This window comes from Mycobacterium sp. 236(2023) (genome assembly GCF_029623955.1).
In the GTDB taxonomy this organism is placed as follows: Bacteria; Actinomycetota; Actinomycetes; order Mycobacteriales; family Mycobacteriaceae; genus Mycobacterium.
The window spans coordinates 100,900-124,273 of the sequence record NZ_JARSBP010000001.1; the positions used below are offsets into that span (position 1 = coordinate 100,900).

Below are 23,374 nucleotides of genomic sequence, written 5' to 3' on the forward strand. Positions count from 1 at the left end.
GACCCCGATCAGACCGGTCTGTCCGGCGGCAGGTCGGACGGCCGCTGCGCGGGCAGCTTCTCGGTCATCGCCTCGGCGCCCGGCACCTGCTTGCCCTCATCGCCCCGCGTGCCGTAGAACCGGCCTCCGGTGTCGTCGAGACCCGGATCGATCAGCATGGACTCCGCCCGGAGGCTGAACGTGCCGAGCAGCGCACCGCCGACGAGAGCGATCAGCCCCAGAGCGGTGAACGTGATCGGAAGGATGCGGCCCCACAGCGCTACCCGATCGCGCTCGTCCTGCGCGGCGGCCACCTGGGATTCGACCGACTCCTCGTTGGTCGTCACCGTGTAGTCGGCGAAAGTCACCTCAGGCTTGAGGGCTTCGCGGGCGTAGTAGTGGTAGGAGCGGTCGGTCTCTTTGAGGATGGTGCCCGACACCGGGTCGACCCAGAAGGTGCGCTGCGCGGCGTAGTACCGCGTCATCGTGATCTCTTCCTCGGGGTCGCCCTCCAGGCCCCACAGCGACGCACGCGCCGTGACCTGGCTGTCCGCGTCGTCGTCGTACAGGGAGGCGTACTTGAGCGGTTCGACGAGTTCGCCGTCGGCGTCGAAGCCGACATTCTGCGTGAACTTGAAGGCGGTCAGGCCGTTGACGTCCTCTTCGCCCGCATAGTTCGCGTCGAAGGCCTTCTGCGCGATCGGATCGAAAACCGGGTAGGTCTTCTTCTCCGTGTCGAACGGGAACCGGTACGCCAGACCCTCGTGCGGAAGAGCCACGCTGGTCGGCGGGTTCTCGTCCTCGATGGAACGCGGCTTCTGCACCGAGCCGCCGGGGTTGGTCTCGCTGGACACCGCTTCGGCGGTCTGACGGTTCACCGTGACGGTGTCCACCATCGCGAGCAGGAGACCGTTCTCCTGCTGCTGGTCGGAGCGCCGCAGCGAGGTGCCGACCTGCAGCGTGACGACGTCGGCGTTCGACGGTGACTCGACGCTGATCTGCTGCTGCTGGACGACAGGGATGTCCTCGTTGATGACGAACCGCTCACCGAGAAGCGATGCCGGGTCGAACGCAGTACCCGTGCCGTCGCTGACGAGGGTGGCGTCGATGTTGAGCGGAATCTTCGCGATCTTGCCCTGGGTGTAGGTGGACAAGAGCAATGCGGCGATGAGCAGGGCAGCTCCGAGGCCCATGATTCCGCACGCGGCGATCCTCAGCGCAACTGCGCGGTTCAATACCGTGTCTCCCTTCGCGCACCGCCACGGTCGTGACGGGCGGCGCCCAGCCAGACGCCCAAAAGCCGGTTCGACCCTAACAGCAGACAATAAGGTCGTCGCTTACTACGAGGCGTTCACCGGCAGCGCCTGACTACCCCGTTTCGCACCGTTGCCTCCTGATGCATCCGATTGCGGGCACACTGTTCGGCGTGAGTGAAAGCGCCGTGGGCGGGACCCGCGGTTTCCTGCCCGCCGTCGAAGGGCTGCGCGCGTGCGCCGCCATCGGCGTCGTCGTCACCCACGTCGCGTTCCAGACCGGTATGTCCGGCGGCATCCTCGGCCGCATCCTCGGCCGGTTCGATCTCGCCGTCGCGGTGTTCTTCGCACTGTCGGGGTTCCTGCTGTGGCGCGGTCATGCCGCCGCGGCGCGCGGTCTGCGGTCACGTCCGCGAACGGGGCACTACCTGCGGTCGCGCATCGTGCGCATCATGCCGGGCTACCTCGTCGCCGTCGTGGTGATCCTCACGCTGTTGCCGGAGGTCAAAGCCGACTTCACCGTGTGGCTGGCAAATCTGACGCTGACCCAGATCTATGTCCCGCTGACGTTGACCGCGGGGTTGACGCAGATGTGGAGCCTGTCGGTCGAGATGAGCTTCTACCTCGCGCTGCCGCTGCTGGCGCTGCTGGCCCGGCGGGTTCCTGCCCGTGCCAGGGTTGCCGCGATCGTCGCCGTCGCCGCCGCGAGCCTGTTCTGGGTGCACATCCCGTTCGATGCGGCGTCCGGGCACAACCTGTGGAACTGGCCGCCGGCGTTCTTCTCGTGGTTCGCCGCAGGCATGGTGCTGGCCGAGCTCACCGTCAGCCCGGTGGGCTTCGTCCACCGGCTGGCTCGCAGGCGGATCCTGATGGCGGTCATCGCCGTGACGGCGTTCCTGATCGCCGCGTCGCCGCTGGCGGGCCGGGAAGGGCTGCATCCCGGCTCGATCGCCCAGGTGACGCTGAAGACGGTGATGGGGGCGATCGTCGCGGGCGCGCTGCTGGCGCCGCTGGTGCTCGACCGTGTCGACACCTCGCACCGGATACTCGGAAGTCCTGTCATGGTGACGCTGGGCCGCTGGTCCTACGGACTCTTCGTGTGGCACCTGGCGGCGCTGGCGATGGTGTTCCCGATCATCGGGGAGTTCGCGTTCAACGGCCACTTCACGATCGTGTTGGTGCTGACGGTGGTCTTCGGTTTCGCGATCGCAGCGGTCAGCTACGGCCTGGTGGAGTCGCCATGCCGGAATGCGTTGCGCCGCTGGGAGCGACGCAACGATCCGACACCGCTGGACTCATCGGTCACCGAAGACGTCGAGCCGGCGCAAGCCCGCTAGGGAATCAGCAGGGTCTTGCCGGGCAGGCGACCCGTGTCGTAGGCCTCATGTACGGCGGCCGCCTGCGCGAGCGGGCGCCGGTCGGCGACGTCGATCCGCAACTCTCCCGAGTCGACTCTGCCGGCGAGGTCAGCCAGCTGCGCGGCATCACTGCGCACGAAGACCCGTTGTGCCCGGAGTCCTCGCTGGGGTCGTTCGGGTCCCGACGTCATCGTGCCGACGTAGTGGCCACCGGCGACGACGACGGACGCGAGCGCCTCCGTCTCCGCCGCGGTGGTGCTAACCAGATTGAGGACGACGTCGAACGGAGCTCCACCGATCTCGAAAGGTGTTGCGGTGTAGTCGAGATAGCCGATGATGTGGTCGGCGCCGAAGTCGTGGAGATGTTGGGCGGTCTCGGCCTTCGCGGTGGCAGTGACTTCTGCGCCGACACTCTTGGCGAGCTGGGTGGCGTAGCCGCCGACCGCTCCGCCGGCGCCGTTGATCAGAATCGTCTGTCCGCGGGTGAGGCCCGCGATTTCGAACAGCGCCTGCCACGCAGTGAGCCCGACAGTCGGCAGGGAAGCCGCGTCTGCCAGCGGCACCGATGATGGCGCTTGTGCCAGGACCTCGGCCGGTGCGACGACATACTCCGCGGCGGCACCGTCGGCGGTCATCGGAAGCAGGCCGACCACGGCGTCCCCGACATTCCAGCCGTCGACACCGTTTCCGATTTCGGCGATCGTGCCGGCGACGTCGATGCCGGGCACATGGGGGGAGTCGATCGCAAATACCTCGGACAGGTAGCCGCCGCGGATTCCGGCGTCGACCGGATTGAACGATGTGCCTGCGACCTTCACCAGAACCTGCCCGGCGCCCGGTACCGGTTTCGCCACGTCGACATACTCCAAGACGTCGCTGCCGCCGTAGCGGTGGAACTGTATCGCCTTCATGATCTTCTCCGATCGTCAGATGCTTCGATTTCGAAGCGTTTACGAACGGTGCAACATGCTTCGATATCGAATCAATTCCCGTAGGCTGCGATCGTGGCGAAAACGCTGAAACCGGAGCAGATGCGGACCTACTTCGCCCTCACAGAAGCAGTCAGCCTGCTGCAGTACGCCGTCCGCGAGCAGCTGCAGGAGGAGGGTGGTCTCAGCTACGTGCAGTTCGAGATCCTGGCCAAACTGGCCGACACCGACGGGCCCCTGACGATGACCGACCTCGCCGACGGGGTTGTCTACAGCCGCAGCGGCCTCACCCACCAGGCCGGGCTACTCGAGAAAGAAGGCCTCATCATCCGAATGGCCAGTCCCGACGACCACCGGGCCACGCTCGTGGACATCACCGAGAAAGGCCGCGCCAGGGTCGCCAACGTCCTGCCCGGCCACATCGAGGTCGTCCGCTCGCTGTTGTTCGAGCCGCTCTCCGCTGCCGACGTGCGCACCCTCGGCGGCATCATGGGCCGGGTTCGCGACCACATGCGCGCTCTGCCGCCGCGATCGAGCCGACCGCGCCCCGCCGCGCGCCGAGGCTGAAACTACGCAGGCCCTCACTCGGCCTTTCGCTGCGTGCTTTCCGTTTGGGCCCCCCGCGCGATGACCTCGTCGCGGACCGCCGACCGTCGTGCCTTGCCCGCATCGTCACGCAGCGGGCGGTCGGCGAACTCGACTGACCTGGGCAGCTTGTAGCCCGCGATCCGCTCGGCCAGGAACGCGACCACCCCCGCCTCGTCGAGACCGTCGGCCTGCACGATCGCGTGCGGCACCTGGCCCAGATCGTCGTCGGGCAGTCCCACCACCAGGCTCGACAACACCGCCGGGTGCTCCGCGAGCGCCGACTCGATCTCCGCCGGATAGACGTTGCGCCCGCCGACGGTGAACATGTCGACTCGGCGGTCGTTGAGGTAGAGGAACCCGTCCGCATCGAAGTAACCCAAGTCGCCCAACGAATCCCAGCCGTCCCGGGACTTGGCGGTGCTGCCGATGTAGCGGTAGGTGGGCCGCGACCCCGGGCCTGGCCGCATGTAGATCTCACCGGCCACGCCGGGCGGGCACTCGTTGCCGTCGTCGTCGAGCACCTTCATCTCACCGGCGACCACCGTGCCGACGGAGCCGGGGTGTGTCAACCACTGGTGCCCAGAAATGAACGTCAGGGCCTGTAACTCGGTGCCGCCGTACAGTTCCCACACCGCCTCGGGGCCGACGATCTCGATCCACGCCCGCTTGACGGCGGGCGGGCAGGGTGCGGCCAGGTGCCAGAACCGGCGAATCGAGGACAGGTCGTAGGCGTCCGGGTTCGCGCGAAAGACCGGCAGCAGACGTTGCATGATCGTCGGCACCGTGGCCAGGAACGTCACCCGGTGTTCGGTGATGAGACTGAGGAATTCGTGCGGTTCGAACCGCGGCATCACGACGAGGTGGTGACCCTGCAGCAGGCCGATGGCAAATGTCGTGAAGCCGGTGTTGTGGCTCAGCGGCACCGAGATCAGGTTGACGTCGCCCTCCTGCGCGCCCAGCGGATAACCGATGGCCGCGGGCACCCGGCTGTCGTTGCCCGCCTCGATCAGCTTGGGCCGCCCGGTGCTTCCGCCCGATGCCATCGACTTCCACACCGGCGACACCGCCTCCGGCAGGGGCTCGGCCGGGAATTCCGCGAACTCGGCGGCCAGATCCGTTGCCGTACTTGGTGTCATACCGGTCGGGTCGGTCCTGCCCACCAGCAGCGCCGGCCTGCGCAACTCGAGCAGTGCGGCGAGCTCGGCGTCGGGCAGCCGCGCCGACAGCGGCTGCGGCACCGCCCCGAGCTTCCAGCACGCGACGACCGTGAACACCCAGTCCAGCGAATTGGGCAGCACGATCGTCACATAGTCGCCGACGCCGACTCCAAGGGAGGCGAACCCGCGGGCGACCCGATTGGTGATGGCATCGAGCTCGGCGCGGGTCACCGTGACACCGGAGCAGGTCACCGCCGATGCACCGGGCGCCTGCTCGGCAAGGGTCGACACGTGCGTGCCGATCGGAGCGACGGGCGAGGCGGCGAGCGCGTCTGTCATGTCAGCCATCCTCGTCGTCGTGAGCCTGGCTGCGGCGGGAATCGGAGAACGTCACCGTCGACATCGCGACGGCGAGCACCGACAGCAGCGCGAGGAACTGCACCCCCGCCGAGTGTCCGACGTATCCGTCGACCGAGCGCCACGGGTACTGGCTGAGCACCGCGCCGGCCAGGATCAGTCCGGACGCCGCAACCCCCACCGTCAGTCCGTCGAGCAGCGTGTCCCGGCGGCGCAGCAGATACCTGATGCCCAGGGCCGCCGCCGCGACGACGGCCCCGGCGATACCCGAGATGACCAGTGCTGCAACCGTTGCCGCGGCGCCGGCGCCCCACGGCGGGGGCTGCCACGGTTGCGTCGGCTCGCCCGGGTCGCCGACCCGGCGGGGCGCTACGAACGCCAGCGCGAAGAGAAGCGGCAGTAGTGCAAGGCCACCGATCAGACCGGCCCGGTAGGTGGCGTTGGAGGCGAAGTCCAGCGTGACGGCGCCCTCGGTGCCCGCGGGCACCACCCAGCCCTGCTGCCAGCCGTTGACGGTGACGGGGGTCAGCGCGTTGCCTGCGGCGTCGCGTGCGACCCAGCCCGGGTTCACGCTCTCCGGCACGACCAGAACGCGGGAGGCATCCGATGGCGTGACGGTGACCTCGCGGTGATCGCCCGTCCATCGGCCGGTGTCGACGGAAGATGTTGTTGCTGAACGGACTTCACCGAAGCGCGGGGTGTCCAGCTGGATACCGTCGACGATCAGCGCGGGGCCGGGACTGACGAGCAACTCCTGCTGGCCTTCGGGGAGCAGGATCGGTTCGTCGCGGCACGGGCGGGCCGGAACAGGTCTGTTGTCGAGCAGGTCGCCGACGGTGGTGCGTACCGACGTCTGGACGAACTCACCGGCGACGCCGATGACGGGTCCGCGCCCGCACGGCAGGGTGATGCTGCGGTCGCGGTTGGCGGCGGCGTCGGCGGCGCCGATCGGGGCGCCGCGACCGTCGAGCGCGACGATCTCGGCGAGCCCGGGCGGCTTGAGCTGATCGAAACCCAGTGAGGTGCGGTCGATCACGTCGTCCCACTGCAGCAGCCACACCCTGATCGAGTCGGTCATCCGGGGGTGGAGCGCGAACGTTTCCGTTCCCGCCGTCATGCGGCGCACCTGCGGGCCGTCCCCGAGGTCGACCGCGATGAGCGTCGGGTGGGCGGGCAGCGCCGACGCGCTGGGCGTCACCCGGATCGCGGACACGGTCTGCGGGCTGGGCAGCGTGAGCGTCAGCGACGGCGGGGTGTGTGGCTGCACTGTGCGCTGCGGGGCGGTCCACGATGTGCCGGGATCGCCGTCGGTGGCGGCGTAGGCGGAGCCGAGCACGTCGATGGGATCGCTGTCACCGGCGGCCCGCGTCGTCCCGGGCTGCGCGATCAGGTCGGCGAGATTCGGTCCCTGCCTGGCCCGCACCCAGACCGTCGGCATCACCTCCGTCGGCTCCGCGACGGCGAGCGTCCGGCTCAGGTTCACGGGCTCCTCGGCGGCCAACGCCATCGCCGCCGCGCACCGGACCCCGGTCGGGCTCTCCGCACACCCGGCACGCCCCAACAGATCCGAACCCAGATCCCATTGCGCCACAACCGAACCCGGAGGCGGACCGGGAACGCTGACGGTGTGCCGCAGGTTGACCGGGTGGGCGAAACCGTTCGCGTCGTACTGGGTGACGCTGATGTCGGTGAGGCCGAACTGGACGCCGGGCGACCCGTCGTCGGTGCCGGTCGCGGTGATCCGCACCCACGGGGATTCCCCGTAGGGCAGCGCCACGGTCAGCGGTTTACCCGCCTCGTCGAACCGCACGGTGCTGGTGCCGTTGACCGTCGACACCTCCAAGCGCCGTACCTGTGCGCCGACCGCGGAAGCACTCGGCGTGACGGTGAGGGTCGCGTTGGTGACGGGGTGGTCGAAGTCGACTTGCAGCCACTGGCCCAGCGCGGTCTGCAGCGAGTTGGACACCCAGCTGGTCGAGGAATCCCCGTCGATCGCCGACGGCGGCCCCGACGACGGTGAAACATTGGGCAGCGCAGTGGAATCCGATGCGGCACTCGATACGGAGATCCGGCCGCCACCCCACTGGCCGTACACGAGATCGGCATCGGCGGACGGATAGTCGGGCACCCGGTTGTAGGTGTTGCGCGCGTCGTCCGGCCCGCGGATCGCCGACGAATGGTCGTCGACGCGGCCGTAGTCGGTTTCGCGGGCCGTCGGGGTGTCGGTGATGGTCACCAGCGGTGCGGGCAGGCCGGCACGTAATGCGTCCTGCGTCAACAACATCGGTCCGAGCGGCGGCCGGCCCGACAACCGGCGGCGCTCATCGATGCGCAACAGCGACTCGGGCCCGCCGTCGACCCGCGCCATCGTGTCCGTCTCCGCCACATAGGGTTCGAGCGAAGCCGCACCGTCGACGTGATAGATCTCGACCGCCGGATAGCTGGGTCGCAGCCCGCTGTCGGTGACGAATCCCTCCAGCGCACCCGGCCCGACCACGTCGCCGAACTCCGCGACCTTCGTCAGGCCCGGTGACCCGTCGACAGCGCGGTGCACGAGGATGGGCCGCGCCGACCTCGACGAGTCAGGGTCGAGGTCGTTGCGCACCACCACATACGAGATGCCCTGTCGGGCAAGGGTGTCGGCAAGGCCGTCAGAGGCTCGGCCGGCGGCGAACAACCGCTGGACGGAGTCGAGTGCGCGGATCGTCTCCGGCGGGTTCAGGGGGATCGAGTCGCGCACCCCCCACGCACTGTCCCCCAGGACCTGGAGTGGCTCGTCGTGGCTGTTGCCCCACACCTGGGTCGCGAACGGAGATCCCGGCGCAACGAGGACACGACCTCCGGAGTTGTTGTCGTCCAGCCACTGCGCGGTGTCGTGCCAGTACTGCGGGATGGCGTCGAACGCGCCCGGAGGCGTCAGCCGACCGGTCCAGGCCAGTGCCGTCGCCGCCGTCAACGCCGACAACAACACGATGCCCACCGCGACCCGCTTGTCCTTTTCGGGATGGGCGAAAGAGTCGCGCCACACCCGCTGCGGGGCGCTGCCCGGCAACGGGATACGGCCGAGTACATGAACCAGACCCAGCGCCAGGGGCAGCCGCAGCAGCGGTTCGAGCTTGTGCAGGTTGCGCAAAGGTGTGCCGTCGGCATCCAGAAACGCCTGCACCGCATGGGCGATCGGAGAGCCGAGACCGCCGGAGTAGGTGGCCGCCAGCAGCACGACGCCGACCATCAGCATGGTGATCAGCCGGCCCCGGGCGGGCATGCGTGCCGACGCCAGACCGGCCAGCCCGCCGGCCGCCACGAGCGTGGTCGCCAGCACCGCCACCGACCCGGTCACCAGCTGCGCACCGGCCGTCGCTGTCGGCGCCACATACGGTGTCCACGCACCGGTGCCGCGCAGCATCTCGGTCAGCGACATCCACTGCGTCGTCACGCCGGAGGATTCGATGAAGTCCAGGAACGGCGGGCTGATCCTGCCGAGGTGCAGCAGCGCGACCACCCACCACGCCACCGCGAGAGCCGCACACGGCAACCACCACGCCACGAAGCGCCACCACGTCCGGTCGGGCCGGTGGCACAGCAGCCACACCACGGCGCACAGGCATGCGGTGAGAGTCGCGACCGCGTTGACCGCCCCCATCAACGCGATCGCCACCGCCGACCGTGCCGCCAGCACTCGCACCCGGGGATCGCTGTGCCCTTCGCCCACCCCTTTCTTCCCCCCGCGTAAGGCAAGGATGACCGGCAGCAGCACCCACGGCGACAGCATCATCGGCAGCGTCTCCGACGAGATCGCGCCGAGCGTCGTCAGCACCCGCGGTGACAGCGCGAACGCGACCGCACCGATCACCCGCGATGTCGAGCTGCCGATGCCGAGCGCTTCGGCGACCCGCAGCACACCCCAGAAACCGACGACGAGGATCAGCGCCCACCACAGGCGCTGCGTCACCCACCCGGGGACACCGAGGAGGTCACCGGCGAGGAAGAACGTGCCGTGCGGGAAGAGGTAGCCGTAGGCCTGGTTCTGGGCCTGACCGAACGGGAGCTCGCTGTTCCACAGGTTGAACGCGCGCGCGAGGAACCGCAGCGGATTGGCGGTGAGATCAAGCTTGGTGTCAGGGGAGATCTGGCCGGGTGACTGGCCAAAACTCAGAAGCAGAGCCACCGCGGCGGCGGCCCACAGCCAGCGCCGCGACAGCGGCTGGACGCTCAGTTCAGGATGGGAACGCAGTTTAGGTGCGGTCGCCGTACTCGACCCGGTTGAGAACCGAGGACGCCGGATCGCCCGCCTGCAGAGGCGGCTTGGTGTCCTGTTGCACCATGAGCGTCACCCCGAACACGGCCGCCGCGCCTAGCAGCAGGCCCACGACAATGCTGGCGGCTGCGGGCACGAGGAACCGATCCATGCGGCCAACCTAGCACGGTGGCCGTCACGGTCCGGGCGGCACGATCAGCACCGGACGGTGCCCACGGCGCAGCACATGGTCGGCGACGCTGGACTGCAACAGCGACCGGAAACCCGTGGTCGCCCTCGTTCCGGTGACGATCAGGTCGGCGTCGAGGTCGTCGGCCGCCTCGATGATCGTCTGCCACACCGTGAAGGTCACCGGGCGGCGCAAGGCTTCGGCGGGCAGCCCGGCCGCCACGGCCAATTCCAGGCCCTCGTCGTTGATGCGCTGCGCCTCGGTCAACGCGATGTCGTCCTCGTCGTCCTGGCGGGGGTCCGGCGGCCCGTCGAGGTCGTAGTCATAGGCGCTCTCGTCGGCGCCGCGGTCCATCGGCGACCACACCGTGAGCACCACGGCCCTGTCTGCGGTCAGGAACCGGCCCGCGTACTGCACGGCACGCCGGGCCGTCGGCGACCCGTCGAAGGCGATGAGGAGCACGGTCTTCTTGTCCCGGGGTACGGGGCTCGTCATCGTCACTCCTTGTTCGCGGCGGGCATCCAGAATATTGGGTCGTTGACCTGGTGTGCTGACGAACTGGACGACCACGGCATGGATCGCGGCGGGCCCTGCCATTAGTGTCGGGACGTATGCCAGCCCCAAGGACCTTCCCGAACGCGCTGATCGGCGTGCTGGCGGCGTCGGCGCTGCTGGCCGGATGCACATCAGCTGATTCCGAGCCGTCCGCGCCGCCGGCCGCCCCAGCCGGCCCGTCGCAGCTTTCGCTGGCTGCCGGGAACCTCCCCGCCGCTCCCGCCCTTGCACCGCCCGCAGCCCCCGTATGTGGCGATCCCGCGGCCGTCGTCGCGGCGATGCCGACGCGCGACAAGCTGGCGCAGCTGCTGATGGTCGGGGTGGCCGGCGCGGCCGACGCACGCACGGCCGCCGCGGACTACCACGTCGGCGGCATCATGATCGGCAGCTGGACCGACATGTCGATGCTGACCGACGGGTCCCTGCCCGACATCGCAAACGCCGGCCCGCTGCCGCTCGCCGTGAGCGTCGACGAGGAGGGCGGCCGCGTGTCGCGGCTGTCCGGGCTCATCGGAGGCCAGCCGCCGGCCCGCGTGCTCGCGGAGACCAACACCCCGGAGCAGGTCTACGGGATCGCGCTCGAGCGCGGCAGAAAAATGCGCAACCTCGGTATCACCGTCGACTTCGCACCGGTCGCCGATGTCACCGACGCTCCCGCCGACAGCGTCATCGGGGACCGTTCGTTCGGAGCCGACCCCACCACCGTCACCGACTACGCCGGCGCCTACGCCCGCGGCCTGCGCGACGCCGGCGTGCTGCCCGTCCTCAAACACTTCCCGGGGCACGGCTCGGCGTCCGGCGACTCGCACACCGGCGCCGTCGTCACCCCGCCGATCGAGCAACTGCAGGCCAACGACCTGGTTCCGTACCGGACGCTGACCGCCCAAGCTCCGGTCGGAGTCATGGTGGGCCACATGGAGGTGCCCGGCCTCACCGGCAGCGAACCCGCCAGCCTGAGTCCGGCCGCGTATGCGCTGCTGCGGTCCGGCGACTACGGCGGCCCGCCGTTCGGCGGACCGGTGTACACCGATGACCTGTCGGGCATGCAGGCCATCACGGACAGGTTCGGAATCGCCGATGCCGTGCTGCGCGCGCTGCAGGCCGGAGCCGACGTGGCGCTGTGGCTGTCCACCGACGACGTGCCCGCCGTGCTCGACAGGCTTGAGGCAGCCGTCGGGGCCGGTGAGTTGACGATGTCGGGCGTGGATGCGGCCGTGAGCCGGATCGTCGCGACCAAGGGCCCGTCGACGCGGTGTGGCGGCTGATCGGTCAGCAATTGCTTACCCTGTCGTAGGGAAGGTGTTGCTCATCGGTCACGAAAGGCGCGCGCATGGCAGGTGGAACCAAGCGGTTGCCGCGCGCCGTCCGCGAGCAACAGATGTTGGACGCGGCCGTGGAGATCTTCTCGGTCAACGGTTACCACGAGACCTCGATGGATGCGATCGCCGCCGAGGCGCAGATCAGCAAGCCGATGCTCTACCTCTACTACGGATCCAAGGAAGACCTGTTCGGTGCGTGCCTGAATCGTGAGCTGAGCCGGTTCGTCGACGAAGTGAACAGCCACATCGACTTCAGCGCCCCGCCCAAGGAGTTGCTGCGCACCGCGGTGCTGTCGTTCCTGAAGTACATCGATGCCAACCGGGCATCGTGGATGGTGCTCTACACGCAGGCCACCAGTTCGCAGGCCTTCGCCCACACCGTGCGCGAAGGTCGCGAGCGCATCATCGAGCTCGTCGGCCGACTGTTGCGGTCGGGCACGCGGTTTCCCGAGCCCGACACCGATTTCGACATGATGGCCGTCGCGCTCGTGGGCGCCGGGGAGGCGATCGCGTCGCGGGTCAGCACGGGCGACGCCGACGTCGACGAGGCGTCCGAGCTGATGATCAACCTGTTCTGGCGGGGCCTCAAAGGTGCGCCGTCGACCCACGACGTCGACGCCACCGCCGTCATCTCAAGCTAGACACGGTTCCCGTCAGGTGCGGGTAGCCCTTGCTCAGATGACGCAGTGTCAGATCCCAACCGTCGGTGTTGCGGTCGACGTACAGACCAGCCCGTGCGGGCAGTACCACCGGCTTGGCGAACCGCACCGAATACTTGACCGCATCCGGCAGTTGTCCCTCGATGTTCGCGAGAACTGCAGCGGCGCTGAACATTCCGTGGGCAATGACAGTCGGGAAACCGAACAGCTTGGCCGCGATCCCGTTCGTGTGGATCGGGTTGTGGTCGCCGCCGACGGAGGCGTAGTGCTTGATCTGGCCCGGCGTGATCCGCAGTATCGCGTTGGGCGGCGGTAGCTTCGGCTGCTTCTGCGGTGGCGCCTTGGGCTCGTCGGACAGGCTGGTCCGCTGCTGATGCAGGAATGTCGTCACCTGCTGCCAGGCGAGCTCGTTGCCGACCTGGACATCGGTGAGGATGTCGACGAGCAGACCCCTGCGGTGCTCCCGCATGTTCTGCGCGCGCACCGACACCGACACGGTGTCGGTCACCGCGATCGGCCGGTACTGCGTGATGTGGTTCTCCAGATGCACGGAACCCATTGCCGCGAAGGGAAAGTCGAACCCGGTGATCAACTGCATCACCGTCGGGAACGTCAACGCGAACGGATAGGTCAACGGCACCGCATTGTCGAACCGCAGCCCGGTCACGTCGGCGTACTCGGCGACGTTCGCCGGGTCGATCGACAGATCCTCGACGGTCAGTGTGCGGGTGGGAAGCGTCTCGCTGCGCGGGATGAACGGCAGCGCACCCGCTGCGGCGAGTACGAGATTTTTGAGGCCCGAAGGCTGACCGTTGCTCATGCGCCCAGCATCGCCTGTCCGCAGACCCGGATCGTGTTGCCCGTCACCGCATTCGACCCGGGGCTGGCGAAGTACGCGATCGCCTCGGCCACGTCGACGGGCTGCCCACCCTGGAACAGCGAGTTGAGCCGTCGGCCGACTTCACGGGTCGCCAACGGGATCGCGTCGGTCATCTTCGTCTCGATGAAGCCCGGTGCGACGGCGTTGATCGTGATGTTCTTCTCGGCGAACTCCGGTGCCAGCGCGTCGGTCAGCCCGATCATGCCCGCCTTCGTGGTCGCGTAGTTCGTCTGGCCGCGGTTGCCCGCGATGCCCGCCATCGACGACAACCCGACGATCCGGCCGCCGTCGCCGATCACCCCGTTACCCACCAGGCCCTCGGCGAGACGAAGGGGGGCAAGGAGATTCACCGCGATGACGGAATCCCAGCGCGACTCGTCCATGTTGGCCAGCAGCTTGTCGCGGGTGATGCCTGCGTTGTTGACCAGGATGTCGAGCGTGCCGTCATAGTGCTCGCGGACGTGCTCGGTGATGCGGTCGACGGCGTCGGCCGCGGTGACGTCCAGCGTCAGCGCCGTGCCGCCCACCTTGCTCGCGGTGATCCCGAGCGACTCGGCTGCGCCTTCGACGTCCACGCAGATGACCTTCGCGCCGTCGCGCGCGAACACTTCGGCGATCGTCGCCCCGATGCCGCGCGCCGCGCCGGTCACGACGGCGACCTTGCCGTCGAGTGGCCGTTCCCAGTCGGCGGGCGGGGTCGCGTCGGCTGCCCCCACATGGAACACCTGGCCGTCGACGTAGGCCGACTTGCCCGACAGCAGGAAGCGCAGCGTCGATTCCAGCCCCGTCGCGCCGGGTTGGGCGTTGGCGGACAGGTACACCAGCGCGGCGGTCGACCCGTTGCGCAGCTCCTTGCCCAGCGAGCGGGTGAAGCCCTCAAGGCCGCGCTGCACGGTGCGCTCGTGCACGCTGCCGGTCTCCTCCGGCGTCGTGCCGATGACGACGACGCGGCCGGAGTGGCCGAGGTTGCGCAGCAGCGGGGTGAAGAACTCGTAGAGCCCCTTGAGTCCCTCGGGTTCGGTGATGCCGGTGGCGTCGAAGACGAGCCCGCCGAACGAGTCGGCCCAGCGGCCGCCGAGATTGTCGGCGACGACGTCGTAGTCGTCGGCCAGGGCGGCGCGCAGCGGCTCGACGACCCTGCCCTCGCCCCCGATCAGCAGCGATCCTGCGAGCGGGGGTTCACCGGCCTTGTGCCGCCGCAGCGGTTCGGGCTGCGGAACACCGAGCTGTTTGGCGAGGAACGAGCCAGGCCCGGAGTTGACGACCTGGGAAAGGAGATCGGAAGCCACTGTGCTGCCTTTCGAGAGGGGGCCACCTTCGGAAGAGGAGGCCGACTTTCTGACGATCAGGTGGGTTCTACGTCGACCGCACGGGGGTACCCGCTCTGTCGCGTCCGTCACCGAACTTACTCCAGAGTAAGAACCGTGGGTAGTATGACGCTCGACACCTAGCAAGCCGGGAGGACAACGTGGTCGACAACAGGACAACCCGCCGGGTGGCGATCCTCGGAGGTAACCGGATCCCGTTCGCGCGATCCGATGGCGCCTACGCCAAAGCCTCGAACCAGGACATGTTCACCGCCGTGCTGGACGGGCTCGCCGAGCGCTTCAACCTCAAGGGCGAGAAGCTCGACGCCGTCATCGGCGGTGCGGTGCTCAAGCACAGCCGCGACTTCAACCTGATGCGGGAGTGCGTGCTCGGCAGCTCGCTGTCGTCGTACACCCCCGCTTTCGACCTGCAGCAGGCCTGCGGCACGGGCCTGCAGTCCGCGATCGCCGCGGCCGACGGCATCGCGCTACGGCGCTACGAGGTGGCCGCCGCCGGTGGCGTGGACACCGCCTCGGATGCGCCGATCGCATTCGGTGACGACCTGCGCAAGGTGCTCCTCGGACTGCGCCGCGCCAAATCCAACGTCGACCGGCTGAAGCTGGTCGGCAAGCTGCCCGCCGCCCTCGGCGTCGAGATCCCGGTCAACAGCGAGCCGCGCACCGGTATGTCGATGGGCGAGCACGCCGCCGTCACCGCCAAGGAGATGGGCGTCAAGCGCGTCGACCAGGACGCGCTCGCCGCCGCCAGCCACCAGAACATGGCCGCGGCCTACGACCGCGGGTTCTTCGACGACCTCGTCAGCCCGTTCCTCGGCCTCTACCGCGACAACAACCTGCGGGCGGATTCGTCGACGGAGAAGCTGGCGAAGCTCAAGCCGGTCTTCGGTGTGCGTAACGGCGACGCGACGATGACGGCGGGCAACTCGACGCCGCTGACCGACGGTGCGTCGGTGGCGCTGCTGTCATCGGAGGAATGGGCGGCCGCACATTCGCTTCCTGTCCTGGCCTATTTCGTCGACGGCGAAACTGCGGCGGTCGATTACGTCAACGGCCGCGACGGCCTGCTGATGGCGCCGACGTACGCGGTGCCGCGACTGCTGGCCCGCAACAACCTGACACTGCAGGACTTCGACTTCTACGAGATCCACGAAGCGTTCGCGTCCGTCGTGCTGGCGACGCTGGCGGCGTGGGAATCCGACGAGTACTGCAAAGAGCGCCTCGGCCTCGATGCTGCGCTGGGATCCATTGACAGGTCGAAGCTCAACGTCAACGGTTCGTCGCTGGCTGCGGGACATCCTTTCGCCGCGACCGGCGGACGCATCGTCGCCCAGCTGGCCAAGCAGCTCGCCGAGAAAAGAGCTCAGACGGGCCAACCGGTGCGTGGCCTCATCTCCGTCTGCGCTGCCGGCGGGCAGGGCGTCACGGCCATCCTCGAGGCCTGATTTCGTGCGCCGGACGTGCACTAATGCCGTCCCGAAAAAAAGTTTCGGAACGCTGTAACGCTCGTCCGCAGGCGATCGATACATGGGATAGCTCCGTGTTGCCGTCTGACCCCCCGACCCGACGGCAACACGGGGCTCTTAGTTTTAGGGCATGCAGATCAGCATGTTCGGCCAGATCACCGGCTTCGGTGCGGCCAATCCGATCGACGCCACCATCGCCTACCTCGCCCAGCTGCGTGACGAAGGCTTCGGCCGCGTCTGGATCAGCCAGCTCCCTTACGAGCCCGACCTCCTGACGATCCTCGCCGTCGCCCTCCACGAGGTCGACACCATCGAGGTCGCCAGCGGTGTCGTCCCGATCCAGAACCAGCACCCGATGCAGATGGCGCAGCGGGCCCTGACCGTCAGCCTGGCTTCGCGGGGCCGCTTCATCCTCGGCCTTGGCATGACGCACGCCGCCGTCACCGAGGGCATGTGGGGCATTCCGTGGGACAAGCCGGTGCGCCGGCTCAACGAATACCTCGACGGACTGCTGCCGCTGTTGGCCGGCGAGCCGGCCGACGCGTCGGGCGAGACGGTGACCACCCGCGGCGCCCTCGTCATCCCGGGTGCGCCGAGGCCCGACGTGTACATCGCCGCGCTCGGCCCGCAGCTGCTGCGTCTGGCGGGACGCCGTACTCAGGGCACCTGCACGTGGATGACCGGGCCGGCCACGCTGCGCGACCACGTCAGCCCGACGCTGCGCCAGGCCGCGGCAGACGCGGGCCGCCCGGCCGACGCGGTCAGGGTCGTCGCATCTCTTCCCATCGCCGTGACCGATGACGTCGATGCGGCGCGCAAGCAGGCCGCCGAGCAGTTCTCGGTCTACGGGACGCTGCCGTCCTACCGGGCGATGCTCGACCGCGAGGGTTACGCGGGACCCGAGGACGCCGCCATCATCGGCGACGAGGCAACGGTGCGCGATCGGCTGGCCGATCTGGGTGCCGCGGGTGTCGACGAGTACGTCGGCGCGGTGTTCGACACCGTCCCCGAGGGTCGCGATCGGACGCGTGCTCTGCTGCGTGAATTGGGTTGAAGATTCCCCTTTCCCGCGGGTGAACGCAGGCGTAGCATCGTCTGCACGACGGGTTCGGGAGTGACGGGTCCGAAGAGCCGACGAGGGATGAGAGTCGGCCGCGCGAGACAATGAAGCGCACCCACGTGTCCTCCCGAACCCGCCCTTATCTCCTTCCCGCGAAAAGACACAAACTCACCCGGAATCGCCGCAGTACGTGTGATTTTGTGTCTGCTCGCGTAGGAAATGAGGCATGACCGCGCTCAATGCCGTCCAGCTGCTGACCTTCGTCGCGTTTCTGGGGCTGCTCGCCTACGCGGTATTCGCGCCGCGCGAAGCGAACCGCGTTACCCGCGTTCGGCGGACCCGGACGTACTATGGGGTGGCGATGATTGCCGGCGCCGCATTTTTCGCCGCGATGGCCGCCGACTCCGTCGGGTGGCTGCGCTACGCGGAGGGCATTGCGGCCGTGAGCTTGCTCGTCGCCGGACTCGCGGTGGTCGCGAAGGCCCGACAGCCTAGTAAGTAGGGGTATTCCGCGGAGCCGACGGCGCCACCGGCCGGCCCGACAGCTCCCGGTAGATGTAGACCTGGAACAGGTAGCTGACCGGGATTGCGACGAAAAGTCCTATCAGGCAGGCAAATTGGCCAACTGTACTCAGCGCGGCGGCGATCAGATACATCAGCAACACCGGCACGATGTTGTTCTTGACGAGGTTCACGCTCGTCTTGACCGCCTCGATGACCGGCAACCCGCGGTCGAGCAGCGCCAGCGGCGCGAGGATCGTCAGGAATCCGACGAGGATGCCGGGGATGACGCACAGGATGAACCCCACGACGGTCGCTGCCACGATCAGCAGTTGCAGGGCGAGCATCGCGCCGAAGCGGTTCGGCTTCAGGAAGGACGCCAGCGTGACGGGCTGCCCGTCGGCGATCTTGAGATAGCCCGTGTTCAGTGCCGCCGACATGGCGGCGATCGTCAACCACAGCAGGATGGACGCGACGACGATGAGGACGATGCTCGTGGCACCGAAGTACATCGTCGACGTGGATGCCGAGTATTCGGTGTACGAGGACGGGCTCGTCTCGGCGGCCACGAATGCCATGCCGTACGGAACTCCGAACAGCACACCGATCGCGAGCATCCAGATCACCAACGACCCGACCAAGGGAAATGCGTTCTGGGTGAACGTATTCCATGACCACTTGAGTCCGGCACCGATGTCGGGGGCGGGCTTGCCGAACATCGGCGGAGGCCCGTAGCCCGGTGGCGGCGCGTATCCGGGCGGCGGGCCGTAACCGGGAGGCGGTGGTGCGTACCCGGGAGGCGGCTGGCCCGTCTGGTAGCCCGGGGGCGGTCCGTAACCGGGCGGCGGCGGTTGGTAGCCGGGCGGTGGCTGGTAACCGGGCGGCGACTGGTCGTTCGGATAGTCGGTCATGTCATGTCCCCTCGGTTTCTGAAGGCGAGCAGACACAAAATCGCACGAAATGCGGTCAATGTGTGTGATTTTGTGTCTGCTGGCAAGCGGGAGGTGCCCCCCAGCTCGCACCAAGAGTCAACGCAAGACGCCCCCGGGAAGAGTCCGGGGGCGTCTCGGGTCCGAAGCAATCTGAGGGGGGTCAGAAGCTCGCTTCGTCCAGTTCCATGACCTCGGTGTCGAGGTTCTCCACAATGGCGCGGGTGCTGGTCAGCAGCGGCAGGAAGTTCTTCGCGAAGAACGATGCCACCGCGAGCTTGCCCTCGTAGAAGGCACGGTCGTCACCGGTCGCGCCTGCATCGAGAGCCTCGATCGCCACGGCGGCCTGCTTCTGCAGCAACCAGCCGATCATCAGGTCGCCGACGCTCATCAGGAAGCGCACCGAACCCAGGCCCACCTTGTAGATGCTGGCCGGATCCTCCTGCGAGGCCATCAGGTAACCGGTCAGCGAGGCGGCCATGCCCTGGACGTCCTCCAGTGCGGTGGCCAGCAGTGCACGCTCGGCCTTGAGCCGTCCGTTGCCGGTCTCGGCCTTGACGAACTGCTCGATCTGGCCGGCCACATGGGCCAGCGCGACACCCTTGTCGCGGACGATCTTGCGGAAGAAGAAGTCCTGCGCCTGGATCGCGGTGGTGCCCTCGTAGAGCGAGTCGATCTTGGCGTCGCGGATATACTGCTCGATCGGGTAGTCCTGCAGGAAGCCGGAACCACCGAACGTCTGCAGCGACTCGGTCAGCTTGGCGTACGCCTGCTCCGAACCCACACCCTTGACGATCGGCAGCATCAGGTCGTTGACCTTGACCGCCAGGTCGGCGTCGATGCCGTGGACAGCCTTGGCCATCTCGGCGTTCTGGTGCGTCGCGGTGAACAGGTACAGCGCGCGCAGGCCTTCGGCATACGCCTTCTGGGTCATCAGCGAACGACGCACGTCGGGGTGATGCGTGATGGTCACGCGCGGCGCGGTCTTGTCGGTCATCTGCGTCAGGTCGGCACCCTGCACGCGGAACTTGGCGTACTCCAGAGCGTTCAGGTAGCCGGTCGACAGCGTGGCAATGGCCTTGGTGCCCACCATCATTCGAGCTTGCTCGATGACGTCGAACATCTGCGCGATGCCGTCGTGCACCTCGCCGACGAGCCAGCCCTGGGCGGGCACGCCGTGCTGACCCAGCGACAGCTCGCAGGTGGTCGAGATCTTCAGGCCCATCTTGTGCTCGACGTTGGTGACGAAGACGCCGTTGCGCTCGCCGGGCGCGCCGGTCTCGCGGTCGAAGTGGAACTTCGGTACGAAGAACAGCGACAGACCCTTGGTGCCTGCGCCTGCGCCTTCGGGGCGGGCCAGCACCAGATGCATGATGTTCTCGAACAGATCGTCGGAGTCGGCCGAGGTGATGAAGCGCTTCACGCCGTCGATGTGCCACGAACCGTCGGGCTGCGCAACGGCCTTGGTGCGGCCGGCGCCGACGTCGGAGCCGGCGTCGGGCTCGGTGAGAACCATGGTGGAGCCCCAGCCGCGCTCGGCGGCGAATCCGGCCCACTTCTTCTGCTCATCGGTTCCGAGGTGGAACAGGATGTCGGCGAAGCCGGCGCCCATCGCGTACATGTAGACGGCCGGGTTGGCGCCGAGGATGTGCTCCTGCAAGGCCCACGACAGGACGCTGGGCAGCGCGGCGCCACCGAGTTCCTCGCTGACCGACAGCTTGTCCCATCCACCGTCGGTGACGGCGCGCACGGACTTCTTGAACGCTTCCGGAAGCGTCACGGAATGGGTCTTGGGGTCGAAGACCGGCGGGTTGCGGTCGCCTTCGGCGAACGATTCCGCAACCGGGCCCTCGGCCAGCTTGGCCATCTCGGCCAGCATCTCGGCGACGGTGTCGGCGTCGAGGTCGGCGTATGCGCCCTGACCCAGTGCCTTGTCGACCCCGAGGACCTCGAACAGATTGAATACCTGGTCCCGAACATTGCTCTTGTAGTGGCCCACGATTCCTCCTCGATGAGAACGCCACGTGCGGTTGGGTACTTCTGCTAAGTTACCCACCAGTAACTGCGGGTTACTATACCGCCCGGTAACTTCAACGCAAGACGAGTGTGAGCAATTTCCATCGCCTAACCAACCGGGCGGTTGGCCGACGAGCCATTTCGGCCAGTTCATGGGTCTTGACCTGGGAATTTCCCTCCCTGTGATGATGGTCACGTTTGGGCCGCTAGGGTGTCCTCATGCAGACGGCAATCGGGGTCGCGGTATGGGGAACAGGCAATATGGGAGCGACCTCGATCCGCTCCGTTTCGCAGTTCCCGGGACTTCGCTTGACGGGCATCATCACGTCCTCCGACGAGAAGTCGGGTAGGGACGCCGCGTCCTTCGCCGGCATCGACGAACCCACCGGCGTGAGCGCCACCACCGACGTCGACGCGGCGCTCGATCAGTGCGACGCCGTCGCCTATATGGCCTCGGGGGACATCCGGCCCGAGGAGGCGATCGCCGACATCGAACGGTGCCTGCGCGCCGGGAAGCACGTCGTGACGCCGTCGCTGTACTCCCTCTACGACCCCGCGTCCGCCCCCGCTGAATGGGTGGAGCGGCTGACGGCAGCGGCCGAGGAAGGTGGCGCCACGCTGCTGGTCAGCGGCGTCGATCCCGGATGGGGCAACGACGCGCTCGCGGTGACGGCGGCCAGCCTGTGCACGCGCATCAACACGATCACCTGCCAGGAGATCTTCGACTACTCCACCTACAACCAGCCGTTCGCGGTCAAGGTGTCGTGCGGGTTCGGCGGATCGATGGACGAGACGCCGATGATGTTGCTGTCCTCGATCCCGACGATGGTGTGGGGCGGAAACATCCGGCTCATCGGCCGCGGCCTCGGCATCGAGATCGACGAGATCACCGAAGAGGTCGAACGCCTCCCGCTCGAGGAGACCGTCGACACCGTGATGGGTGAGTTCGAGAAAGGAACGCAGGGCGCGTTCTTCCTGAAGGTGATCGGCTGGTCCGGCGGCAAGCAACGGGTCGTCATCGAACACATCACCCGCATCCATCCGTCCTGCGCGCCCGACTGGCCGCAGCCCGACGAGGGCGTGGGGGATCATCGGGTGATTGTTGACGGAGACCCGCAGCTGACCATCACCACCCGCGCCGACGTTCCCGGCGGCACGCGGGCCGACGGGGGCAACACGACCGCCGCGAACCGCCTGCTCGGCGCCCTCAACTGGCTTGCCGAACAGAAGCCCGGCATCTACGACGGGCTGCAGGTGCCGCTGCGCTCGGCGCTGAGCCCCGAACGTGAAGCCGCCCGCTGGGCCTGATGCGCTAGTGCCCGGCAAGTCTCTTGTTGACCAGCCGGGTGAGCCACGCCGGTGAGAAGCGTGCACCCGCAGCCAGCACCTTGGCCTGTAACCCGACCGGATAGTGCACCTGTGCCAAGGCTTTTCGCGCCCACGAGGCATCCACCGCGGCGACGATATCTTCGGCGATGTTCTGCGCGGTGAGGCGGATTCCCAGCGACTGCGTGGTGCCGGTCTTGAGGTCCTTGGTCATCGCTGTGTTCACGTACAGCGGCCACATGTCGATGACGCGGATCCCGTACCGCGCCCACTCGAGGTTCAACGCTTCGGTGATGGCTCGGACGAAGAACTTGGTCGCAGAGTAATTCGCCAACTCGGCCTGGCCGTAGATCGCCGATGCGGAAGCCAGGTTGACGACGACAGCACCCGGCGAGTCCTTCAAGTACGGGAACGCCGCATGCAGTCCGTTGACCACACCTGTGACGTTGACCCCGATTTCGCGGTGGTGCACATCGAGCGGGATCTCCTCGAAGCGGCCCGCGTTCAGCAGGCCGGCGTTGTTGATGAGCACGTCGATACGACCGCCGGACGAGTCGGCGAACTCACCGAGCCGCTCGGCGACCTCGGCGGCGTCGGTGACGTCGAGGTGCCCGACGACAGGAATACCGCCGACCGCGGTGATGTCGGCGGCCAGCACGCGCAGGCCGCCCTCGTCGATGTCGTAGCCGCCGACCCGGTATCCACGCGCGGCGAACAGCAGCGCCGTAGCACGCCCGATGCCGGTCGCGGCGCCGGTGATGAACACGGATCTGGTCATGTACGCCTCTCAGTCGTCAGTTGTTGAGTTGCCACACAGCGAAGTTCAGACACAACGCGAACGCTGACCACGCCAGGTAAGGCAGCAGCAGGACTCCCGCGAGGGCACTGCGCCGCAAGAACGCAACGACGGTCGCGACGAGCACCACGAGCAGGACGCTCAACTCGACGAAAGCCACCCCTCTCCAGCCCAAACCGAAGAACAACGGGGTCCACGCAGCATTGAGCGCCAGTTGGATCCCGTACAACGTGAGTGCGCGCGTCGTCTCCGGTGCGGGTCCTGTCCGCCACACCAGCCACGCGGCGACCGCCATCAGGACGTAGAGCACGGTCCAGGTGGGGCCGAACACCCATGACGGCGGCGCGAATCCGGGCTGCTGGAGGCGTCCGTAGTCCTCGGATGCGCTCGCGGTCGCCAACCCGCCGAGGGCAGACGCTGCGACCACGGCGAGGATCGAGAGCACCAACGCGAGGACCGACCGGGAGCGAGTTGTCGAATGTTCGGTCACCATG

At 67.8% G+C, this 23,374-nt stretch carries 20 protein-coding genes; 8 read left to right on the forward strand and 12 right to left on the reverse strand.

Translation table 11 applies throughout. The features are described 5' to 3' along the window. Positions 1–8 precede the first annotated feature (8 nt). Positions 9–1,214 carry a DUF3068 domain-containing protein gene (locus P9A17_RS00490; protein WP_278036634.1) on the reverse strand — a complete coding sequence of 402 codons (1,206 nt, stop codon included), beginning with the start codon at positions 1,212–1,214 and terminating at the stop codon, positions 9–11. Between the two features lie 191 nt (positions 1,215–1,405). Between P9A17_RS00490 and P9A17_RS00495 the strand changes: the two genes are divergently transcribed. After that, entirely contained in the window at positions 1,406–2,569 is a 1,164-nt protein-coding gene (locus tag P9A17_RS00495; protein ID WP_278036635.1) for an acyltransferase, read from the forward strand. Here P9A17_RS00495 and P9A17_RS00500 read toward each other — a convergent pair. Beyond that, positions 2,566–3,501, reverse strand: coding sequence for an NADP-dependent oxidoreductase (locus P9A17_RS00500; protein WP_278036636.1), 936 nt, complete (start codon positions 3,499–3,501; stop codon positions 2,566–2,568). The genes P9A17_RS00495 and P9A17_RS00500 overlap by 4 nt on opposite strands. Positions 3,502–3,594: 93 nt before the next feature. Between P9A17_RS00500 and P9A17_RS00505 the strand changes: the two genes are divergently transcribed. Further along, entirely contained in the window at positions 3,595–4,086 is a 492-nt protein-coding gene (locus tag P9A17_RS00505) for a MarR family transcriptional regulator (RefSeq protein ID WP_278036637.1), read from the forward strand. 14 nt (positions 4,087–4,100) lie between these two features. Here the strand turns inward: P9A17_RS00505 and P9A17_RS00510 are convergent, their stop codons facing one another. From P9A17_RS00510 to P9A17_RS00525, 4 genes are read right to left on the reverse strand one after another with little or no spacing between them, the layout of a single operon-like run. Continuing rightward, the gene (locus P9A17_RS00510) at positions 4,101–5,603 is read right to left on the reverse strand and encodes an AMP-binding protein (protein ID WP_278036638.1); all 1,503 of its coding nucleotides are present in this window, start codon (positions 5,601–5,603) and stop codon (positions 4,101–4,103) included. 1 nt (position 5,604) lies between these two features. Then, entirely contained in the window at positions 5,605–9,837 is a 4,233-nt protein-coding gene (locus P9A17_RS00515; protein WP_278037000.1) for an alpha-(1->3)-arabinofuranosyltransferase family protein, read from the reverse strand. A 19-nt stretch (positions 9,838–9,856) separates the two neighbouring features. Beyond that, positions 9,857–10,030, reverse strand: coding sequence for a DUF2613 domain-containing protein (locus P9A17_RS00520; protein ID WP_003933939.1), 174 nt, complete (start codon positions 10,028–10,030; stop codon positions 9,857–9,859). A 24-nt stretch (positions 10,031–10,054) separates the two neighbouring features. Beyond that, complete coding sequence (locus P9A17_RS00525) at positions 10,055–10,543, reverse strand: universal stress protein (RefSeq protein WP_278036639.1); 489 nt, start codon at positions 10,541–10,543, stop codon at positions 10,055–10,057. A 116-nt stretch (positions 10,544–10,659) separates the two neighbouring features. On the opposite strand from P9A17_RS00525, the gene P9A17_RS00530 reads away from it, so the two are divergent. Both P9A17_RS00530 and P9A17_RS00535 read left to right on the forward strand, forming a co-directional pair. Continuing rightward, complete coding sequence (locus P9A17_RS00530; protein WP_278036640.1) at positions 10,660–11,868, forward strand: glycoside hydrolase family 3 N-terminal domain-containing protein; 1,209 nt, start codon at positions 10,660–10,662, stop codon at positions 11,866–11,868. 65 nt (positions 11,869–11,933) lie between these two features. Further along, complete coding sequence (locus P9A17_RS00535) at positions 11,934–12,563, forward strand: TetR/AcrR family transcriptional regulator (RefSeq protein WP_278036641.1); 630 nt, start codon at positions 11,934–11,936, stop codon at positions 12,561–12,563. Here the strand turns inward: P9A17_RS00535 and P9A17_RS00540 are convergent. Then, complete coding sequence (locus P9A17_RS00540) at positions 12,550–13,401, reverse strand: MaoC/PaaZ C-terminal domain-containing protein (RefSeq protein WP_278036642.1); 852 nt, start codon at positions 13,399–13,401, stop codon at positions 12,550–12,552. The two genes, P9A17_RS00535 and P9A17_RS00540, sit on opposite strands and share 14 nt — an antisense overlap. Beyond that, entirely contained in the window at positions 13,398–14,750 is a 1,353-nt protein-coding gene (locus tag P9A17_RS00545; protein ID WP_278036643.1) for a 3-oxoacyl-ACP reductase, read from the reverse strand. Before P9A17_RS00545 ends, P9A17_RS00540 begins: the two co-directional genes overlap by 4 nt. A gap of 179 nt (positions 14,751–14,929) precedes the next feature. On the opposite strand from P9A17_RS00545, the gene P9A17_RS00550 reads away from it, so the two are divergent. From P9A17_RS00550 to P9A17_RS00560, 3 genes are all read left to right on the forward strand, one after another. After that, positions 14,930–16,231 (forward strand): acetyl-CoA C-acetyltransferase, encoded by a 1,302-nt coding sequence (locus P9A17_RS00550; RefSeq protein WP_278036644.1) that lies wholly within the window; start codon positions 14,930–14,932, stop codon positions 16,229–16,231. A 151-nt stretch (positions 16,232–16,382) separates the two neighbouring features. After that, positions 16,383–17,306 (forward strand): TIGR03564 family F420-dependent LLM class oxidoreductase, encoded by a 924-nt coding sequence (locus P9A17_RS00555; RefSeq protein WP_278036645.1) that lies wholly within the window; start codon positions 16,383–16,385, stop codon positions 17,304–17,306. 232 nt (positions 17,307–17,538) lie between these two features. After that, positions 17,539–17,814, forward strand: a complete 276-nt coding sequence (locus P9A17_RS00560; protein WP_278036646.1) for a hypothetical protein — start codon at positions 17,539–17,541, stop codon at positions 17,812–17,814. On the opposite strand, the gene P9A17_RS00565 is transcribed toward P9A17_RS00560, so the two are convergent. Beyond that, positions 17,804–18,724 (reverse strand): hypothetical protein, encoded by a 921-nt coding sequence (locus P9A17_RS00565; RefSeq protein ID WP_278036647.1) that lies wholly within the window; start codon positions 18,722–18,724, stop codon positions 17,804–17,806. The two genes, P9A17_RS00560 and P9A17_RS00565, sit on opposite strands and share 11 nt — an antisense overlap. A 181-nt stretch (positions 18,725–18,905) precedes the next feature. Beyond that, positions 18,906–20,741: an acyl-CoA dehydrogenase gene (locus P9A17_RS00570; RefSeq protein WP_278036648.1), complete on the reverse strand. Its 1,836-nt coding sequence runs from the start codon at positions 20,739–20,741 to the stop codon at positions 18,906–18,908. A 236-nt stretch (positions 20,742–20,977) separates the two neighbouring features. On the opposite strand from P9A17_RS00570, the gene P9A17_RS00575 reads away from it, so the two are divergent. Beyond that, positions 20,978–22,066: a dihydrodipicolinate reductase gene (locus P9A17_RS00575; protein WP_278036649.1), complete on the forward strand. Its 1,089-nt coding sequence runs from the start codon at positions 20,978–20,980 to the stop codon at positions 22,064–22,066. 4 nt (positions 22,067–22,070) lie between these two features. Here P9A17_RS00575 and P9A17_RS00580 read toward each other — a convergent pair whose 3' ends face one another. Both P9A17_RS00580 and P9A17_RS00585 read right to left on the reverse strand, forming a co-directional pair. Next, on the reverse strand, positions 22,071–22,862 hold the full coding sequence (locus P9A17_RS00580) for an SDR family oxidoreductase (protein ID WP_278036650.1): 792 nt from the start codon (positions 22,860–22,862) through the stop codon (positions 22,071–22,073). Positions 22,863–22,878: 16 nt separating this feature from the next. Beyond that, the gene (locus tag P9A17_RS00585) at positions 22,879–23,373 is read right to left on the reverse strand and encodes a TspO/MBR family protein (protein WP_278036651.1); all 495 of its coding nucleotides are present in this window, start codon (positions 23,371–23,373) and stop codon (positions 22,879–22,881) included. Position 23,374: the final 1 nt, after the last annotated feature.

Bases quoted from the DNA above. Each gene is read 5' to 3' on its own strand.
- P9A17_RS00500 (WP_278036636.1), bottom strand. From the start codon at position 3,501: ATGAAGGCGATACAGTTCCACCGCTACGGCGGCAGCGACGTCTTGGAG.
- P9A17_RS00510 (WP_278036638.1), bottom strand. From the start codon at position 5,603: ATGACAGACGCGCTCGCCGCCTCGCCCGTCGCTCCGATCGGCACGCAC.
- P9A17_RS00520 (WP_003933939.1), bottom strand. From the start codon at position 10,030: ATGGATCGGTTCCTCGTGCCCGCAGCCGCCAGCATTGTCGTGGGCCTG.
- P9A17_RS00525 (WP_278036639.1), bottom strand. From the start codon at position 10,543: ATGACGAGCCCCGTACCCCGGGACAAGAAGACCGTGCTCCTCATCGCC.
- P9A17_RS00530 (WP_278036640.1), top strand. From the start codon at position 10,660: ATGCCAGCCCCAAGGACCTTCCCGAACGCGCTGATCGGCGTGCTGGCG.
- P9A17_RS00535 (WP_278036641.1), top strand. From the start codon at position 11,934: ATGGCAGGTGGAACCAAGCGGTTGCCGCGCGCCGTCCGCGAGCAACAG.
- P9A17_RS00540 (WP_278036642.1), bottom strand. From the start codon at position 13,401: ATGAGCAACGGTCAGCCTTCGGGCCTCAAAAATCTCGTACTCGCCGCA.
- P9A17_RS00555 (WP_278036645.1), top strand. From the start codon at position 16,383: ATGCAGATCAGCATGTTCGGCCAGATCACCGGCTTCGGTGCGGCCAAT.
- P9A17_RS00560 (WP_278036646.1), top strand. From the start codon at position 17,539: ATGACCGCGCTCAATGCCGTCCAGCTGCTGACCTTCGTCGCGTTTCTG.
- P9A17_RS00565 (WP_278036647.1), bottom strand. From the start codon at position 18,724: ATGACCGACTATCCGAACGACCAGTCGCCGCCCGGTTACCAGCCACCG.
- P9A17_RS00575 (WP_278036649.1), top strand. From the start codon at position 20,978: ATGCAGACGGCAATCGGGGTCGCGGTATGGGGAACAGGCAATATGGGA.
- P9A17_RS00580 (WP_278036650.1), bottom strand. From the start codon at position 22,862: ATGACCAGATCCGTGTTCATCACCGGCGCCGCGACCGGCATCGGGCGT.
- P9A17_RS00585 (WP_278036651.1), bottom strand. From the start codon at position 23,373: ATGGTGACCGAACATTCGACAACTCGCTCCCGGTCGGTCCTCGCGTTG.